The sequence below is a fragment of the Nitrosopumilus maritimus SCM1 genome, assembly GCF_000018465.1.
GTDB lineage: Archaea > Thermoproteota > Nitrososphaeria > Nitrososphaerales > Nitrosopumilaceae > Nitrosopumilus > Nitrosopumilus maritimus.
In genome coordinates this window covers 841333-859582 of sequence record NC_010085.1, presented here as the reverse complement: position 1 = coordinate 859582, position 18250 = coordinate 841333, and the positions used below count along the sequence as shown (strand labels likewise).

Below are 18250 nucleotides of genomic sequence, written 5' to 3'. Positions count from 1 at the left end.
AAAAATTCTTTGTGTAATTTTTCAAAAATTATATTCATGATGATTGTAGATTTGTTGTGGAACAAGACGATCATACTGACAAACAGATTCAAGACATTTTGTCTATGAAAAAAGTAGCCGTTATTGGAATGTCAAAAAACCCTTCAAAGGCTGCTCATTACGTGCCTAGATATCTCTCTGAAAATGGATTTGATATAACCCCTGTAAATCCTTCTGCTGATGAAATTTTAGGAAAAAAATGCTATGACTCTGTATCTGATATTGATGAGGATGTTGACATTGTAGATGTCTTTAGACCTTCTGATGAAGTCTTGCCATTTGTTCAAGAAGCAATAAAGAAAAAACCCAAAGTAATATGGCTTCAAGAAGGAATACACAATGCTGAAGCTGAAGAACTAGCTAGAAACGCAGGAATCACCGTTGTATTCAACCGATGTATGCTAGCTGAACATCAGAGGCTATGTTGATATGGAAAATTTTGAGGGCTTCTATCATGATTTACTTGATTTGGCAAAAAAATATGAAACAAAAAACATTCCACTAAAAATTGAAAAAGATCTTGATAATGACATTGTAAAAATATTTGGCGAAAAAATCACTTCTTTGGCAAGGGCACAAAACGGCCTAAACGATGTTACTGAATTATCCTATACTACTGCTGAGCACCACCCATACTGGAATTTATTGTACAATTCCTCAGAGATTGCAACCAGTGTTTTAGAAAAATGGAAGGGTTCACTATCTGATGAAGATGTGGCTGATATAGAGTGGGCAATCAAAGAACTAATAGAGTCACTTGAAAAAATCAAAAACAAAACCAATGCTGATTCCTAGGCAGAGATAAATATTCTCAAATGAAAATCCATTCATGCCAATCAAACTTGGATTAATTGGTAAAACCAACACTGGCAAAACTACTTTCTTCAACTCTGCAACTTTGTCTTCAGAAGAAATCTCATCTTATCCATTCACTACAAAATCACCTGTGTCTGGAATTGCAAATGCAATCACACTTTGTGTACATCCTGAATTCAAAATTCAAGATAATCCTAATAATTCCAAATGTGTTGATGGTTGGAGATACATTCCAATTGAACTAATTGATCTTCCTGGATTGATCAAAGATGCCTGGAAAGGAAAAGGATTGGGAAATCAATTTCTTTCAATTGCAGCACAATCTGATGCATTGTTACATGTGGTTGATGCATCAGGTGGTATAGACTCTACTGGAAAAATTACTGAGGTTGGAACAGGTGATCCAATATCTGACTTTGCAGATATTGAAGAAGAATTGATAATGTGGTATCATAAAATTCTTGAAGGAAATAGAGAAAAAGTATCCAAGTTAATTAATTCTGGCTCTGAATTTGTTGATACTGTAACTGATCTTTATCGTGGAATTGGTGTAAACAAATTTCATGTCAAGGAATCTCTTGTTGCAACTGGTCTTGAAGAGAAAAACTTTGATGATTTTGATATGGTTGACAGCAAAAAGTTTGCAAGTCATTTAAGAAAAATTTCAAAACCCACACTGATTGTCGCAAATAAAATTGATGTAGATGGTGCAGACAAGAATTTTGCTAGGCTAAGGGAACGCTACAATGATTCTATTGTGATACCTGCTAGTGGTGATAGTGAATTTAGTCTAAGACGTGCAGAACAAAAAGGACTGATAAAATATTCGCCTGGCTCTGAACAATTTGACATCCTCAAATCTGATGAACTAAATGAAAAGCAAATCAACGCTTTGGATTTTATCAAAAAAGGAATCATGGGTGAATACATGCGTACTGGAGTTCAATTTGCCATTAACGTTGCAGTATTCAAATTACTCAAAATGAATTCAATATACCCTGTTGCTGATGAAACAAAACTTGCTGATAAGAAAGGAAGAATTCTTCCTGACTTGATTTTACTAAAGGATGGTGCTACCATTAATGATCTTGCAAAAGAGATTCACACTGACCTAACAAAGGGTCTTTTGTATGGTAAGGATTTGAGATATAATCTTAGATTGCCTGTGGATTACCAACTACGAGATAGAGATGTTGTATCTCTAGTTAGTGCTGCAAAAAAGTAACTACTTTTTCTTACTCCTTGGTTTTGTTCTAAGTACTGCTTTACAACACATACATCTTGCATCACATGTTGACATGAATATGCCACAAAATGTACATCTTTTTTGTCCAATCTCATATCTAATTTTATTTGGAACTGGTATTGCTTGATGCATTTCACAAATTCCCCTACATGTCCTACCCATTAATTTCACCTCCTATCTTTTTCAAAATTTCTTTTGTTCTATCTCTGATTGTAACTGCACTAATGCCAGAGACTTTGGAAATTTTTAACTGAGAAATTCTTTCATCGTTTTTTACTGATGCGAGATATGTTGCAGCAGCAGCCATTGCCATTGGATTTTTACTTTCTAATACTCCGTTTCTTGCAGAAAGATCTAAAATTCTAAATGCCAATCTTTCTGTTTTCTCAGAGATGTCTACTGCCTTTGCAATTCGTGTTACAAATTCTGTTGGATGATAAATTTCTGGTGTAATGTCTAATTCTCTTGCAAGAAATCTGTATGTTCTTTGAATGTTTTTTTTATTTACATTTCCAGCATTTGCCACATCTTGTAAAGTTCTTGGTGTATTTGTCATTCTGCATGTGATGTAAATTGCTGCACAAAGAATCCCTGCTGTAGATCTTCCTGCAAGAATCTTTTTTGCAGCAATTTTTCTAAATAGATATGCAGTTTGTTCTATTACTGGCTCTGGAAGTCCTAGTTTAGCACTGATTCCATCAAGCATGGTGAATGCCTTTTGAAATGATTTGGCGGTACTTGCAGAACGACTATTTCTATCCCACATTCTTAGGCGATAAAACATTCTCTTGTTCTCATTTGATAGCCCTTTTCCTGTTGCATCTTTGTCTTTAGCCTCAATAATGGTTGATAATCCCATGTCTATCATTTTTAATGAAATTTTTCTTCCAACTCTACTGTTGGTTTGATATTCTTCTCCAGTCATCCCTAGACTTTCTGGACCACTGTCAACTACTCTTTCAGAGAGTACTGCACCGCAATTCGTGCATGCAATCTCTCCTGTATTCAGATCAGTTACAATCTTGTTTTTTTTACAACTCTTTTGATGTACAAGTTCTGTAATCATTTTATTCTCTCCACAAAAGAATACCACAATCTTCACATGAAATTCCATATTCATGTGAATCAACTTTTGAATTTCCACAATTGATACAAATTTTTACATTCTTATTTTTGATTTTTAATTCATTTTTATTTTCCTGAATCAATTCTTGTTTCATGAATTAATTTTGTTTTGAAATTATTTAAGAGAAAGAAAATATTTTTTCTAGTGCTAATTTTATTCTTTTATTGTAAATAATATCACGATGTGGTTACAATTAGAGCAAACGTTTGTTCACATTCTTTTTTAGATATCATTTTGAGTAATTCTTTTTTTGTATCTGCAATTACTGCATATGTTGATTCCATTTTATACTCTACTTTTCTTTTGTTTTTGTTTTATTTTAATAACAAAAAAATTGGATTCTAGTGCTAATTTATGACTAATTTTAATAAAAGTTGATTTAATTTACCACTATGCAGTTTTAAAATAAACTTAAATCTTTCTTAAAATTTTAGGAACTTCCTCAAGACCGCAATCTGGAATTATCTGGCCTGTAAATTTGGGAATTTTCTTTGCTTGAAGTGCATAGCCACCAACTAGTATGGGAATGTTTGTATGGTCACTTATTTTTTTGACTAATCTCTGCCCTGCTGCTAGGTTGTCTTCTAATGTGATTGATACCAACACAACATCTGGTTTATTGTTGTCAATGAAACTAAGAATTGATTCTGTTGGCATTGATGTTCCCATATTAAAAATTTTGAATCCTTTAATTGATAGATATGTTTCTAATACATCGCATCCTAAATGATGTTCTTCTCCTAATGGAACACATATGAGAATTTTCTTTTTATTTCCACCAGATGATACTTGGTCCATTATTATTTTTACAAGTGTTTGAGCAACATTGCTTGCAACATGTTCTGTGGCTATGCTGATTTTACCTATGGACCATTCATCACCAATTCTATACATTGTGGGTTTTAGAATTCTATCAAAGAAATCGGATGCATTAAAAATTTTAATATATTCTTCATAAATTTTTACACAATCTTGAATACTCCCTTCAGTTAGTTTCTTGTATAGTTGTTGTTTTGATTTCTTTGTTGCGTCTTCTCTTTTCTTGATATCTTTTGGATTGTAAGATGCTAAAACTGATAATACTTTGGGATCATTTCTATAATCTATTGGAATGTCATCTTTTACAACTTCCGATGCCTTTCCAAGATATTTGACAATTTCTTGTTTTGATGTGCTCTTTTTTGAGTCCCATACACTTTTGACTAGATACAGATATTGGTCTGATTTTACCTTTTTTGCTCGTATGTAGACCATGATTTTCTTTAGTGGTATGTTATATAACTAATGCTAACCTCTTTTTCTAGTGCTAAATTACTGCTTTCTTATCCATTTTACAAATGTTTATTCCTAAATTAGTCACAAAAACTGCTATTTTACCACTAGTTAAATTGATTATCACTAGTTTAAATAATTTGAAAAGAAAAACCCACCATGTGTAAAATATTTCGTAGGTGCCATAAAAAATGAAACAAGTGATTTCATCATCTAAATCTTCTGATTACAAACCATTTTCAATCTTGGTTACTGGTGCAACGGGATTTATTGGCTCAAGATTAATTTCATCTCTTGTTTCTTCAGGTTACACTGTAAAGGGTCTGAGTAGAAAACAATTATCTGGTAATGATAAAGTAAAATATGTTAAAGCAGATGCATTCAACTTTGATGAATTAAAAAATGCAATGTTTGGTATTGATACTGCATATTATTTACTTCACTCTATGGAAGGTGATAAAGGTGATTGGCAAGAATTTGCTACACGAGAAAATAATCAAGCTCAAAACTTTCTCAAAGCTGCCACAGAATCTGGTGTAAAACGAATTATTTACCTTGGTGGTTTAGTTAATGATAGTCTTGGTCTCTCACCTCATATGCGTAGTAGGAAAGAAGTAGGGGAAATTCTTGCATCTGGAAATATTCCTGTTACAGAATTTAGAGCTTCTATAATTATTGGTGCAAAAAGTGGTTCTTATGCTATGCTTCGTTATCTTGTTGAAAGATTGAGTGTGATGGTATGTCCTTCGTGGGTCAAGTCATTGGCCCAACCAATTGCAGTTGATGATGTGATTAGTTATCTTGCTGAATCTCTATCAAAACCTGAAACAATGGGTAAAATTTTTGAGATTGGAGGTCCTGATAAAATGACTTATGAGGAATTAATGCGTGTGTATTCAGCATATCTGAACAAAAATCTGTTTGTCATTCAAATCCCATTTCTAACCACTAGACTATCTTCGTATTGGGTTGATCTTATCACTCCTGTAAAGGCATCACTTGCAAGGCCTCTGATTGATAGCTTGGTTCATGATACTGTTGTCGCCGACGATTCTATAACAAAAATCATTCCTATGCATCTAAAATCCGTTCGTGAAGCAATTGATATCGCAACAAAAGAAATGAAATCTGATCCTCCGCAAATGGAACAAAAAGAGGAGAAAACAGGGTTTAAAATCAATCAAAAATTAATTCAAGTTTCTCTATTTGCATTAGCTATTATTGGTTCAAGTTATTATTGGCTAGATGATAGAACTGATGTCTATGAACCTATGTGGTTAATTGGTTCTGCCTTTTGGTATATTGCTATTGGATTTGCAATAATACTAATTCACAACAAAACCCGTTTAGGTTATTTGATAGCAGGTGTATTATCCTGGATTACTTTGGTGTTCTGGTTGTTTGACAATTACTATGTTATTTTTGAAAATTCATTGATAGCAACTACTCCAAATGAATTAATGACAATAAGGAATTTTATTGGAATATTCATAGTTGCATTAACTGTTATTGCATCTCATAACTTGTTCCACAAAGTAATTGATTATCAGTACAAGGGTAAACCCCTATGATGAAATTTATTGGTAAACATTTGCAAAAGAATTTTCTGAAACATTAACATCATCAAATGTTTCTGGATGGATTATTTTTGCAAGTATCTCTATTCCCTCAACTGTTCTGATGCTGGGCTTGCTGAAAAAAGAATTGGCATCCACTGCAAAAACTGCCTGATTTTGCACTGCCTTGAGCATGTTCCATTTCTCATCTCTTTCTAGAATGTCTTTGTATTCTGAAACTGTACGTTTTGTGTCAAATCCACATGGCATGAGAATTATAATGTCTGCATCAGAATTTGATATTTCTTCAAAGTCCATACGTCTTGAATGTTCTCCTGTTTTGCTTATCGTGTTTTTTCCACCAGCAATTTCTATCATTTCTGGAACCCAATGACCAGCTGTAAAAAATGGCTCTATCCATTCGATTGCTAGAATTTTTGGTATGTTGGTATGAACTTTATTTTTTATTTTTTGAATTCTTTTTTCTAATGACTCTGAAATCTCTTTTGCTTTACTTTCTTCTTCTAAAATTTTTCCTAATTTGATAACTGACTCTATGATTTCTGATATGTTGTGAGGATCCATTGAATGAATTATTGGTTTTCTCTCAAGAATTTGGAGTGCTTTGTTTACTTGATTAGTATATGCTGCACATACCTCACATGTTTCTTGAGAAATTATAAGATCTGGATTGGCATCTTTTAGATTTTTTTCATTTAAAATGAAAATATCTTTTCCTTCATTGAGTAGTTGACATGTTTGTGTATTGATTTCATTACTTGATAATTTCTCAGAGTCTATTACTGAACTAATTACCTGTGGTTTAGAAATTGCCTCACTAGGGTACTTGCATTCATGTGTGACTCCGTATACTTTGTTTTGAACTCCAAACTCGTATAGTAATTCTGTTGCACTAGGTAAGAATGAGACTATTCTATTTACTGTCATGATGATTCTGTATATTTGGTAATAACAAGTGTTTACCTCTCGTCAACTTCGATAATTAGTCAAGTTATTAGGCACAAATCTAGCATTAATTTCAATGTCTTCTGACTCTCAGGATATTCGCCGTTCAATTTTAACAAAATGGCATGAGACATTATCAAAATATGGAAATTTGTTTTCATCTGATTCAATAAGTGGTACTAGTCCTCCATCTGTATTTGTTGGGTCGTACAATTATCCTAAGGTCTTTGTTGGTCCAATGGTTCCACCAATTCATGGAGATACAAGTTTACTTGACAGTCCTGAAAAATGGAAGGGAAAGTCTTTAGAAGAAATTGTAAACTTTAGATTGAATTTAGTTCGTGGCACACAAAAACTATCTATCGATAAAACTGATGGACGATACATTGAAAATCTCCAAGAAGTAACAATGTCTTCAAAACCAACTGATTCTGATTTAATATTTCAAAAATCTGTATCTTCAAACATTTCCCTTGATGGAGAAAGTGCTCCATTTGGTCCTGTTGGGGAAATCAAATCTGCAAAATTCTCTGGAACCTCTTCTGTAAAGTCTATTGAAAAGACATACTATGATAAAGATTTGAAGGCACAGGATGCTGTCATGAACTTATACAATTCTGGAATTGATATTTCAAAAATTCAAAAATGCTTTAGCATTGGAATGCTTGGCCAAAAAAGAAAACTCGTTCCAACAAAATGGAGTATTACTGCAACTGATGACATTATATCACAATCTCTTGCTGACGAAGTATTAGATTATGCCCTAATTGACTCTTGTAAGGTCTTCTCATATTCTCATTTGGGAAATCATTTCTCTGTGGTTTTGTTCCCTCATAGATGGATATACGAAATGGTTGAGGCATGGTATTCTAATGGAATTCTAGGGTTTGGCTCTGATTTTGAGGATGCCCGGGGTATTGACCATCCTCCTGCCATAGCTGGTGCGTATTTTGCTGCCAAATTAGGTGTTTTAGAGTATCTCAGTGCAAAAAAGATTCAATCTGGAGCCGTAATTTTAAGAGAAATCCGACCTGAATATGCAATACCTGTAGGCGTCTGGCAGGTTCGTGAAGGAATTAGAGAAGCAATGAAACAAACCCCAGTAATTGCAAATAATTTTGATCATGCATTGAATTTGGCATCCGAGAAACTAAGCATTAGCAAGTCTGAATGGCTTGCACATGGAAATATCTCCAAACTAATGAGACAAAAAACTTTGTCAGACTTTTTCTGATTTATTTTTGAGACAACATGTGAAACAAATTTCCTGGTTGAGGATCTGAATATAGTAGAAAATATGTCTGATTTGCAAGATATGTGTTGTTGAATCGATAAATGATTGGATTTATTTCTGATAGAATTTTTCCAATTGTGATTTCTTCTCCTTTGAACTCATTTAGTAATTTGAAAAATTGTTCTTTTTCTAATTGACTGAAATTTTTTGAAAAATACCCAAAAATATGCATTATTACGTTAGAATGTGATTTAATGGTTGGCGGTTTTTCTAATGCCATCTTTAGATGTTTTTCATATTCTGTCATTATATCTAACAATGAAATTTTTTTGTAACCGGCAACAATATTTCCTAAAATTTGTAATTCATCTTGATTATGTGCCATAATCATGTATTTGTTCATAGATTGAAATGAAACAAGATTTTTTATTTTCTCTTTTTTTACCTCTTTGAATCTTTCTAGCACGTATTCTTTGATATCGTGTTCTGATAATCTTGATGTGCCTGTCATTTCTTGTTTTTTATTCACTTTTGAAGATCGATTCTGTTTGCATATAAAGAAGAACAATTAGAAATGTAATTACCACTAGTTTCAGTGGCTGTTAATTCAAAAATTTAGCACTAGTCAAATTCTTTAGCACTAGCTTATATACAATGAGCACAAAAATGCATTAATGAAAACCGCAATAACTGCAATCGCTGCAATTTTACTGGTTGCAACAACTGTATCTTCTGCATATGCTGAAGTACCAGGCTGGGTTAAGAACAATGCAGGATGGTGGGCAGAAGGAGTCATATCTGAATCTGAATTTCTCACAGGAATTGCTTTTTTGATTTCTGATGGAATAATTACAGTTCCTACCACTACTGTATCTTCTGAAACTGCCGATAGTGTCCCAGCTTGGGTTAAGAACAATGCAGGATGGTGGGCAGATGGAACAATCTCTGATGGTGAATTTGTTAACGGTGTACAGCATTTGATTCAATTTGGATTACTTTCTGTTTCATTAACATCAGAACAACCAATAATGTCTGATGAACCAAAAAACACTGATTCAAAATTAGCATCATTAGAAGCTGAACTTGAACAATGTTCTGAAATTACCAAAGCCTACAAAAGACTAGATTGTGAAAAACCACTCAAACAAGCAATCAAAGTACATGAATACAAATCTGGAGCTCAAAAATTCGACTTGGGACCAATCACATATTATTGGACTGGAGTCGGTTCTGAAGGAAATGAGTTTGAGATTACTGCTACAGGACAACCTCTATTGTCTGTTAGAATGCTTGCTGAGAACACCAGTTCTGAAATTGCCGCTCTAAATTGTACTAGTCCTCAAATATGTGCATATGATGTATGGGATGGCTCAAAGGCCTACAAGTACTCTGGCATGGACTTTACCAGTGGACAAATTGTGCTAAATCCAGGTGATGCAAGAGAGTTTAACATACTCTTTGGTCCAAATATTGGATATGGTGGAACCGAATTTGAATATGATTCTTCAAAAGATTATGTCTTTAGAATCGCAGAAGACTTTGGTAGTGCAAGTATTCCTCTAAACTTGGAGTAATGCCCACTTTCTTATTTTTTCTTCTTGTCAAGTATAAATGTGTGAAATTCCATGTTTTGATATGAGTTCTGATCAAGAACAAAATTTTTTGAATTATGGAATCTATACTATCACTGATGATGTTGAATTTAATTTTCCCGGTACCGAAATAAAATTTAAAAAACTTTCAGAAAACGCATTTTTGTATCAAAAAAATGATCTGACTGAAAAAATTGTTGAAAAAAACATCCCTTCACCATCTGGAACAATTCAGGTTGAAATTTGTCCCATTAGACCATTAAACTATCCTGCTAGGAGAACTGATTATGTTTATCTTGATTTTACTACCCCTGTTTTTCTACCAAGTGGTTCTTCTGTAGTCATAAACGCTTTATGTCAAATTGAAATCGGTATATTTGTAATTCACGATTCTACCAAGGATTCTCTTGATTGGTTTGATTGTAATCTGGATGATTCTCGATTTGCCTTGTATGGTGCACCTGATTCTGGTGTATTGTGCAAGTATTCAAAATCTCCTATAGTATCTTCTGATATTGATTCTGATCCATATGAAAACGCATCCATCCAAATTACAATTAAAAATGAACTTTCTGATGGTCGTTCTGTAAGACGTGTTGTTTTTCGTGCAACTGCGTTTTCATTATATTATAAAGATAATAAAGCAAAATTTGATAATGCCACTGCTGTATTGAAAAAGAAATTGGCTTTAGAACTGATTGATGTTTCTGCAGAAAAAATTCAAACTGATTGGCAAGAATCAACAACATATGAAATATCTTCAACTGTAAAACATTCAGAGATGGGAGTTGATTAATTTGATGGAGTTTTTTGATTCACTTAACCAAATTGAGATAACTGAAACTCTTAGCTTGCTTAGTCTTTTGATTGGTGGAATAATCATGGCTGTCGGTGTGATTATTGCAAGAACTGTTAGACTCTTTTTTAAAAAATACTATGCTCCAAAGCTTTCTAAAGACAGTGCAAACAATATTGGAAAATTAATTTATTTTGGAATAATCGTTATTGCGTTTCTAATTTTTGTATCTACTACTGGTGTTGATTTCTCTGGAATGCTTGTAGCTGGAGGTATATTTGGAGTTGTAATAGGATTTGCAACACAATCTGTAGTTTCTAATTTAATATCTGGAATTTTCTTGATGATTGAAAAACCTGTTAGACAAGGAGATTCTGTTGAAATTCCTGCTGAAAATATTTCTGGTACTTTGATAGATATCAGCACATTCTCTGTTCGTGTTAGACAGTTTGATGGGACCATCATTCGTATCCCTAATGAAAAATTCTTTACCTCTAACCTTCGCTCTCTTACCTCTTCTCCTGTAAGACGTTCCCAAGGAATAGTGGGGATTGCATACAAAGAAGACATTGATGGTGCAATTCTGGTTCTTCAGAAGGCTATCGCAAAATCAATGCCTTTTGTATTAGTTGAACCTGCTCCTGAATTTCGTATTAGTGAATTAGGTGACAGCAGTGTAAATATTGAAATCTTGGTTTGGCATCCTCGTGAAGACTGGGGAGAAGTTCAACCAAAATTACTCAAAATTGCAAAAAATGCTTTAGATGAGGCTGGAATAGAAATCCCATTTCCTCAAAGAGTTATCTGGCAAGGAAAAGAATAGTTATGCTGCTTTTGCAGCAAGTCTTTTTTGTGATTGTCTTTTCTTGAGAAGGCTGTACATGATCATTCCAACATTAACAATTGAAACAATCTCGATCAAGTCTACTCCATACAAGAACCAATCAATTACTGGATGGACTCTTGAAACAAGCCCTGCTTCTAACATTAGGTCTGCATTCCATACCATGTGAGGAACTTGAATAAATTGAATAACTGCAATTACAATTATACTTCCAAGTATTTTATTTTCATACCATTTCCAAAATTTATTCCATGCATTCATAGATTGATTTAGTTTTCAATTCTATTAAACCCCGTGAAAATTAGATGATCCTAATTAGACTAAACTAATTTTTTTGTGCGTATTTTTTTTAAAATTAGCTAAAGCTTTTTTTATTTTTTTTAGCACTAGTTCAAAATTTTATTTTTTTTAAATATTGAAAAATCTTTTTTTCTTTATGCAAAGATTTTTGGTTTTATCTTTAACTGATTTAGAATTGTTTGGAGAAAAAAGAAAATGAGAATCTGGGATATCCCTCCAAAGAAATTATGCAGAAACCATTTGCTAGGTGAACATAGGGAACTTCATGCCATGTGGGCAGTAATCACTGAGGGTAAGAAGGGATATTCCTTGCATCCTGAGACTGTACGTTGGAAAGGAAAACTAAAAGCTCTCTATTCTAGGCATGAAGAATTGGTTTCTGAGATGACTCGTAGGGGGTATTCTCACCAGAGCCCACTGGATAAGAGAAAAGCAACTGGTAATTCTAAACAGGATACTTTTGTTGACTCTCCATCAAGACAAATTCAAATTTTAAAAAAGAAAGGTTGTGATTGTAAAATTTGAATAATTGGCACTAGAGCAAAAAGTTTCCTCTTGGTTATATTTTGTAAAATGTAATTTCTATTGAGGAGAAATGCAACAAACCACACAAACAAAAACACCTCGGCTAAAGTTCATGGTAATTTTGGCTGCAGCAACTTCAGTAATACTAGTTTTCACATTAACTCCTTGGAATATAGTTCCAACACTAGTTACTGAAGATGTATCGGTCATTGCTGTTACTGATTATGGCTGTGTTGGTGAGTCTGTTTTAGGTCACTCTGTTGTTGTAGCAGATTGTGGTGCAGGTGTTGGAGATGTAGTTTCTGCAACATTTTATGTTCCTGCTATGGACCAAAATGGATACTATGACAGAATTGAGGCAAAATTAACAATGGTTAACCCTTAATTCTTTTCTTTTTTATTTTTCAGCTTTGATGTTTTCTTTTTTCATCCAGATTGTTTTTCCTTTATGATCAATCAACTCGATATTCATCTCATTGAGCTTATCTCGAATCTGATCTGCTTCTTGGAATTGTTTTTCTTGTCTGAATTTTTCTCTATTCTCAATCATTGTGTCGATTTCTTGTTTCATTCCTTCAGTCATCTCTGGAATATTTAGTCCTAAAATTTTTAACATTCTTAGAAATTCTGTTTTGATAATTTTGGCATCTTCTTTTCCCAACTTTTCTTCAGCAGCCAATCTGTTTGCTTCTTTGACTAGTTGGAAAAATGCAGATAATGCCAGGTGAGTGTTTACATCATCTTCTAATGCTTTATCAAATTCCGAGCCTAGTTTTTCAACTATAGAGCCTACCTTCTCACTATTTTCACTATTTGCGTGAATCAACTCATAGTAGCAAGTTTCAGCTTGTCTCCATTTAGTTAGGTTTTCCTTTAGTAGTTCTTCAGAATAATCAATTGGTTTTGAATAGTGTCCAGACAAGCAAAACAATCTGATGATGTTTGGCCCCCAATTCTCTAAAACATGTTTGATTGATTTTATGTTTCCAATTGACTTTGACATTTTCTCTCCATCAATCGTAACCATTCCTACATGCATCCAGATTTTTGCAAATTGATTACCTGTAAATGATTCAGATTGGGCAATCTCGTTTTCATGATGGGGAAATATCAAATCTCTTCCTCCCCCATGAATGTCAAAATTCTCTCCAAGATACTTTGTACTCATTGCAGAACATTCAATGTGCCATCCCGGTCTTCCCTTTCCCCATGGGCTGTCCCATAAAGGTTCAACATCTGAAAATTTCCATACTGCAAAGTCTAGCGGATTATTTTTTGCCTCATCAACTTCGATTCTTGCTCCTGATTCTAATTCATCAATCTTCTTTTTTGATAACTTTCCATATTCTGGAAATTTTGAGACTGCAAAGTACACACCATTCTTTGAGACATATGCAATCTCTTTCTCAATTAATTTTTCAATGAATTTGATGATATCTTCTATGTGCTCTGTTGCCTTTGGATAGTTTGTAGCATGTTTGACATTTAGCCCATCAAAATCTTTGAAATAATTTTCAATGTATTTTGTACTAATTGCTTCAGCACTGGTGTTTTCTGCTTGTGCTCTATTGATTATCTTGTCATCTACATCAGTAAAATTTTGAATAAATTCTATCTCTATTCCCTTGTCTTCTAGGTATCTTCGTAGTACATCAAAGACTATGATTGTTCTTGCATGACCAATATGGGATTCATCATATACTGTTACTCCGCAAAGGTAAATTTTGACTTTTTTTGATGTGTCTAATTCTTGCTCAGCATTTGATAATGTGTCTTGTAGTTTCATCTCGAATCTCTATCTGGTTTTTGTGCTGGCAATCTTTTATGTTCACTGTTTTTGTTTAGTTCTTGAATTTTTTCTATTGTGGACATTTCTATTCCTGTTGTTTTTTGAGTGTCCTCAGTTGAGAGTTTTTTCTCAAACAAACAATACAAAATGGAATCTACTTCTTCATATGAAATTCCAAGTTCATTTTCAGCTTCATGATCTTTCCACAAATGAGGGCTGCTCTTCTTTAAAATCACATTCTCTGGAACGCCCAAATACTTTGCAATCTCTCTTACTTGGAGTTTGTATAATGAAACAATTGGTGTAATGTCTGATGCACCGTCACCAAATTTTGTAAAATATCCAATAAGATACTCACTTTTGTCACTTGATCCTAACACTAGATAGTTTTTGGCATTTGCATAATAGTACAAAATATTTGTTCTAACTCTTGCACGAAGATTCCCTTTTGCTCTTTCATTTGGTTCCAAATACATGGAGTATTCGTTAACTATTGGATTGATGTCAAGTAACTTGTATTGTATTCCTGTTAATGATATCATCTTTAGTGCATCGTCTGTTTCAGTTTTTGGTGTAATGGCAGTATCTGGCATGATTAGTGCTGTTGTTTTATTTGCAAATTTTCTTTTGCAAATGTATGCTAGTACTGCAGAATCAATACCTCCACTTAATCCTAGTATGAGACCTTCGGCATGGTTTTTTTCCATCTGTTCTTCTAGAAAATTTTCAATTGTACTTGTAATGGAAGAATAATCTTGATTTTTTATCTCATCGATAATCTCTTGATTCAATGAATGATTTGCAAAAACTGAGAATAAAAATTGTGCCTAAAAATTTCTAAACATCTACGTAGATGCCGTCATCTCTTGCTTCTACAGGATAAGTTTCTAATTTTACATCTTTGAGATAATCTGTTAATTCTCCTGTTTTGATGTTATAATGCCAAAAGTGTAATGGGCACTCTACAATATCTCCATCAAGTTTACCTGGTGCAATTGAACCGTCTTGATGAACACAGAGATCATCTATTGCATGATATCCATCTTGATTAAAAATTGCAATCTGTTTCCCATCGATTTCAAAGGCCTTGCCTTTGCCTGCATCAATGTCTCCTTTCTCTGCAATCTTCTTCCAAGCCATGGGTTTTTGTTAATTTTGTCATTTATTTACATTCGCATGATAGGATTTTATATCTGGGAACGGGGGTTTTTTTGTGAGCAAAGTAAAGTCTAGTGCAAAACTGATCAAAGAAGGAAAACTGTCCTATGAATGGGCAAGATCTCATATGCAAATTTTAGATAATACCATTAATCGATTAAAAAAATCAAAACCTCTCAAAGGAGTTACCCTTGGATTCTGTCTCCATATTACAAAAGAGACATCTGTCTTGCTAATGGGTGCAAAAGAACTTGGAGCAACTGTCGCATGTTGTGGTGGAAATCCATTAACTACCCAAGATAACATTGCAGCATTTTTGGCATCACAAGGAATTCATGTTTATGCATGGCATGGCCAATCTGTAAAAGAATATGATTGGTGTATTGATCAAGTCCTAAAACACAAACCAACAATTCTCACTGATGATGGTGCAGACATGAATGTCAAAGCTCACTTTGATAAGCGATTCAAGAACATGAAAATTTTGGGTGCCACTGAAGAGACAACAGCCGGTGTAACTAGAATTAGAGCAGTTGAGAATCAGGGAAAATTACGATATCCTGTAATCTTGGTAAATGAAGCATATACAAAACACATGTTTGATAACAGATACGGTACTGGTCAAAGCACAATAGATGGATATCTTCGTGCAATGAATTTGCTTATGGCATCAAAACGTGTTGTAGTTGTAGGTTATGGTTGGGTTGGACGTGGTGTTGCAGCAAGATGCCATGGAATGGGTTCCAAAGTAATTGTAACTGAAATTGATCCTGTAAAAGCTCTTGAAGCTCACATGGATGGCTTTGAAGTAATGCCAATGGCACAAGCAACAAAGCTAGGTGACATCTTTATCACTTGTACTGGAATGACTAGTGTAATTAGAAAAGAACACATTCTAAAGATGAAAGACGGTGCAATCATGGGAAATGTTGGTCACTTTGATGTTGAAATTGACAGTGAATTTTTGCTAAAGAAATCAAAATCAGTCAAAGAAGTAAGACCTGCACTTGATGAATGTGTACTCAAAAATGGAAAGAAGGTCTATCTAATTGGTCAAGGACGTCTTGCAAACTTGGTTGCAGCAGAAGGTCACCCCCCAGAAGTAATGGCTCAATCATTTTCAAATCAAATACTATCTGTCATGTATATTCTCAAGAACCACAAAAAGATGGAAAACAAAATCATCAATGTACCTGAAGAGATTGATACTCAAGTTGCAGTTGATGCACTAAAGGCAATGGATGTAAAGATTGACAAACTTACTCCAGAGCAAGTAAAATACGCAAACAGCTGGTAAAACTTCTTAACCCTAATACTGCCTTTGAGATTATCTAATGAACAAAAAAGCTATCATTACTAGTGCATTACCTTATGCAAATGGTGAGATTCACCTAGGTCATGTTGCATCTACCTATCTGCCTGCAGATGTAACAACTAGATTTCTAAAACAAAACGGCGTAGAGGCATACTATGTATGCGCATCAGATGATTTTGGAACTCCTATCTTGATTCAATCTGAAAAAGAAGGAAAAACTCCTGCAGAATATGTTGCTCATTGGAATAAACGTGATTATGAGGATTTTAGTGCATTTGATATTGATTTTGATTATTTCTACAAGACTAGCTCTGATGAAAATATCCAATTTGTTCAAGATGTTTTCAAAAAACTCAATGATGCTGGTCACATATACGAGCAAGAGATAATTCAATTCTATTGCAACAATGACAAAAAATTCCTACCTGACAGATATGTCAAAGGCACTTGTCCTTACTGTAAAGCCGAAGATCAATATTCTGATCTTTGTGAGAGTTGTGGTAGAGTTCCTGAAGAGATCACAAATCCAAAATGTTCTCTATGTGGCCAACCTCCAACAAAAGAAAAAACAACACACTATTTCTTCAAACTCAAAAATTTTGGAGAACCACTTTCTAAATGGCTAGATGAAAATGATCATCTTCAAAAAGATGTAAAAAAATACGTACAAAATTGGATAAAATCGGGTTTAATTGATTGGGACATTACTAGGGACATTACTTGGGGAGTTCCTGTACCTCTTGATGATGCCAAAGATAAGGTATTCTATGGTTGGTTTGATAATCACTTGGCATACATTTCAACTGCTCTAAAATTCTTAAATGACAAAGGTATTGATGGAAAAGAATTTTGGAACTCTGCTGACATTTACCACTTTATTGGAAAAGACATTGTATATCATCACTATCTGTTTTTACCTGCAATGAGATTGGGAATTGAAAGTGAATACAAACTACCTGATTACATTCCAACAAGAGGGCATCTAACACTTCAAGCAAAAAAAATCTCAAAAAGCAGAAATTGGTATATTGGCCTCAAAGAATTCCTAGAATACTATCCTGCAGACTATTTGAGATTTTATCTGGTATCTATCAATCCTTATTCCCAAGATGACTTGAATTTTGACTGGGATGATTTTACAACTAGAATTAATTCAGAATTAATTGGAAATCTTGGAAATTTTATTAATCGTGCATTAGGATTCACAAAAAAAGCATTTGATGGAAATATTCCAGACCCTGAAGATTTTGATGAAAAAGATTCTGAAGCAGAACAAAAAATCAAATCTCTTGCATCTGAAGTTGGCTCTCTAATGGAGCAAAATCATCTTGATAGGGCATTAAAGAAGATTATGGAGTTTTCATCTTACTTTAATCAGTATTTTCAGCACAAAGAACCTTGGAAGAAAGGACCAGGTACTGCAAGTTGCGTGTATCTCTCAGTAAATGCTGTTAGAAGTTTGGCAATTGCAACATTCCCATTTATTCCAAAATCTGCACAAAACATATGGACTCAACTTGCACTAGATGGCAAAATAAATGACCAAAACTGGAATGACATGTCTGTTTTAGGCGTATCTTCAGGCCATACACTTGGTGATGCATCTCCATTATTTGCAAGAGTTGAAGATGCAGACATTGAAAAATACAAAAAACAATTAGGACCTTCAGAATAAA

At 33.9% G+C, this 18250-nt stretch carries 22 protein-coding genes; 12 read left to right on the top strand and 10 right to left on the bottom strand.

Annotation, left to right across the window (positions count from 1 at the left end):
- Nucleotides 1-56: 56 nt before the first annotated feature.
- The 3 genes from NMAR_RS05260 to NMAR_RS05250 are packed head-to-tail and all read left to right on the top strand — an operon-like array spanning nt 57 to nt 2080.
- Nucleotides 57-467, top strand: coding sequence for a CoA-binding protein (locus NMAR_RS05260; protein WP_012215365.1), 411 nt, complete (start codon nt 57-59; stop codon nt 465-467).
- 1 nt (nt 468) lies between these two features.
- Nucleotides 469-834, top strand: coding sequence for a hypothetical protein (locus tag NMAR_RS05255; RefSeq protein ID WP_012215364.1), 366 nt, complete (start codon nt 469-471; stop codon nt 832-834).
- A gap of 34 nt (nt 835-868) precedes the next feature.
- Nucleotides 869-2080, top strand: coding sequence for a redox-regulated ATPase YchF (locus tag NMAR_RS05250; protein WP_012215363.1), 1212 nt, complete (start codon nt 869-871; stop codon nt 2078-2080).
- On the opposite strand, the gene NMAR_RS05245 is transcribed toward NMAR_RS05250, so the two are convergent.
- The 4 genes from NMAR_RS05245 to NMAR_RS05235 all read right to left on the bottom strand — a co-directional run bounded on the left by NMAR_RS05245 (nt 2081) and on the right by NMAR_RS05235 (nt 4481).
- Nucleotides 2081-2233, bottom strand: a complete 153-nt coding sequence (locus NMAR_RS05245) for a hypothetical protein (RefSeq protein WP_238523155.1) — start codon at nt 2231-2233, stop codon at nt 2081-2083. It lies immediately after the preceding gene.
- A gap of 22 nt (nt 2234-2255) precedes the next feature.
- Nucleotides 2256-3167 (bottom strand): transcription initiation factor IIB, encoded by a 912-nt coding sequence (locus NMAR_RS05240; RefSeq protein ID WP_012215362.1) that lies wholly within the window; start codon nt 3165-3167, stop codon nt 2256-2258.
- 1 nt (nt 3168) lies between these two features.
- Nucleotides 3169-3321 carry a hypothetical protein gene (locus NMAR_RS09745; RefSeq protein WP_187146509.1) on the bottom strand — a complete coding sequence of 51 codons (153 nt, stop codon included), beginning with the start codon at nt 3319-3321 and terminating at the stop codon, nt 3169-3171.
- Between the two features lie 317 nt (nt 3322-3638).
- The gene (locus NMAR_RS05235) at nt 3639-4481 is read right to left on the bottom strand and encodes a cobalamin B12-binding domain-containing protein (RefSeq protein WP_012215361.1); all 843 of its coding nucleotides are present in this window, start codon (nt 4479-4481) and stop codon (nt 3639-3641) included.
- Between the two features lie 209 nt (nt 4482-4690).
- Between NMAR_RS05235 and NMAR_RS05230 the strand changes: the two genes are divergently transcribed.
- Entirely contained in the window at nt 4691-6070 is a 1380-nt protein-coding gene (locus NMAR_RS05230) for an NAD(P)H-binding protein (RefSeq protein ID WP_012215360.1), read from the top strand.
- Between the two features lie 6 nt (nt 6071-6076).
- On the opposite strand, the gene NMAR_RS05225 is transcribed toward NMAR_RS05230, so the two are convergent.
- A complete protein-coding gene (locus NMAR_RS05225) occupies nt 6077-7003 on the bottom strand; it encodes a cobalamin-binding protein (RefSeq protein WP_012215359.1) in 927 nt (308 codons plus the stop codon).
- Nucleotides 7004-7097: 94 nt separating this feature from the next.
- Here NMAR_RS05225 and NMAR_RS05220 point away from each other — a divergent pair, with 94 nt between their 5' ends.
- Nucleotides 7098-8255, top strand: coding sequence for an Nre family DNA repair protein (locus NMAR_RS05220; RefSeq protein WP_012215358.1), 1158 nt, complete (start codon nt 7098-7100; stop codon nt 8253-8255).
- Nucleotide 8256: 1 nt separating this feature from the next.
- Here NMAR_RS05220 and NMAR_RS05215 read toward each other — a convergent pair whose 3' ends face one another.
- Nucleotides 8257-8784 (bottom strand): DUF1722 domain-containing protein, encoded by a 528-nt coding sequence (locus tag NMAR_RS05215; protein WP_012215357.1) that lies wholly within the window; start codon nt 8782-8784, stop codon nt 8257-8259.
- A 145-nt stretch (nt 8785-8929) separates the two neighbouring features.
- Between NMAR_RS05215 and NMAR_RS05210 the strand changes: the two genes are divergently transcribed.
- The 3 genes from NMAR_RS05210 to NMAR_RS05200 all read left to right on the top strand — a co-directional run bounded on the left by NMAR_RS05210 (nt 8930) and on the right by NMAR_RS05200 (nt 11466).
- Nucleotides 8930-9829 carry a hypothetical protein gene (locus tag NMAR_RS05210; RefSeq protein WP_012215356.1) on the top strand — a complete coding sequence of 300 codons (900 nt, stop codon included), beginning with the start codon at nt 8930-8932 and terminating at the stop codon, nt 9827-9829.
- Between the two features lie 61 nt (nt 9830-9890).
- Entirely contained in the window at nt 9891-10643 is a 753-nt protein-coding gene (locus NMAR_RS05205) for a DUF432 domain-containing protein (RefSeq protein WP_148680116.1), read from the top strand.
- 4 nt (nt 10644-10647) lie between these two features.
- Nucleotides 10648-11466: a mechanosensitive ion channel family protein gene (locus NMAR_RS05200; RefSeq protein ID WP_012215354.1), complete on the top strand. Its 819-nt coding sequence runs from the start codon at nt 10648-10650 to the stop codon at nt 11464-11466.
- Here the strand turns inward: NMAR_RS05200 and NMAR_RS05195 are convergent, their stop codons facing one another.
- A complete protein-coding gene (locus NMAR_RS05195; RefSeq protein WP_012215353.1) occupies nt 11467-11748 on the bottom strand; it encodes a hypothetical protein in 282 nt (93 codons plus the stop codon).
- A gap of 234 nt (nt 11749-11982) precedes the next feature.
- Between NMAR_RS05195 and NMAR_RS05190 the strand changes: the two genes are divergently transcribed.
- Nucleotides 11983-12312 carry a pyrimidine dimer DNA glycosylase/endonuclease V gene (locus NMAR_RS05190; RefSeq protein WP_012215352.1) on the top strand — a complete coding sequence of 110 codons (330 nt, stop codon included), beginning with the start codon at nt 11983-11985 and terminating at the stop codon, nt 12310-12312.
- A 70-nt stretch (nt 12313-12382) separates the two neighbouring features.
- Entirely contained in the window at nt 12383-12697 is a 315-nt protein-coding gene (locus NMAR_RS05185) for a hypothetical protein (protein ID WP_012215351.1), read from the top strand.
- A 12-nt stretch (nt 12698-12709) separates the two neighbouring features.
- Here NMAR_RS05185 and cysS read toward each other — a convergent pair whose 3' ends face one another.
- The 3 genes from cysS to NMAR_RS05170 are packed head-to-tail and all read right to left on the bottom strand — an operon-like array spanning nt 12710 to nt 15241.
- The gene (cysS, locus tag NMAR_RS05180; protein ID WP_012215350.1) at nt 12710-14098 is read right to left on the bottom strand and encodes a cysteine--tRNA ligase; all 1389 of its coding nucleotides are present in this window, start codon (nt 14096-14098) and stop codon (nt 12710-12712) included.
- Nucleotides 14095-14892 carry an NAD+ synthase gene (locus tag NMAR_RS05175; RefSeq protein WP_148680115.1) on the bottom strand — a complete coding sequence of 266 codons (798 nt, stop codon included), beginning with the start codon at nt 14890-14892 and terminating at the stop codon, nt 14095-14097. Before NMAR_RS05175 ends, cysS begins: the two co-directional genes overlap by 4 nt.
- A 46-nt stretch (nt 14893-14938) precedes the next feature.
- On the bottom strand, nt 14939-15241 hold the full coding sequence (locus NMAR_RS05170) for a Rieske (2Fe-2S) protein (protein WP_012215348.1): 303 nt from the start codon (nt 15239-15241) through the stop codon (nt 14939-14941).
- 73 nt (nt 15242-15314) lie between these two features.
- Between NMAR_RS05170 and NMAR_RS05165 the strand changes: the two genes are divergently transcribed.
- Both NMAR_RS05165 and metG read left to right on the top strand, forming a co-directional pair.
- Nucleotides 15315-16556, top strand: coding sequence for an adenosylhomocysteinase (locus tag NMAR_RS05165; RefSeq protein WP_012215347.1), 1242 nt, complete (start codon nt 15315-15317; stop codon nt 16554-16556).
- 37 nt (nt 16557-16593) lie between these two features.
- Nucleotides 16594-18249, top strand: coding sequence for a methionine--tRNA ligase (gene metG / locus NMAR_RS05160; RefSeq protein ID WP_012215346.1), 1656 nt, complete (start codon nt 16594-16596; stop codon nt 18247-18249).
- The last annotated feature ends 1 nt before the right edge of the window (nt 18250 follow it).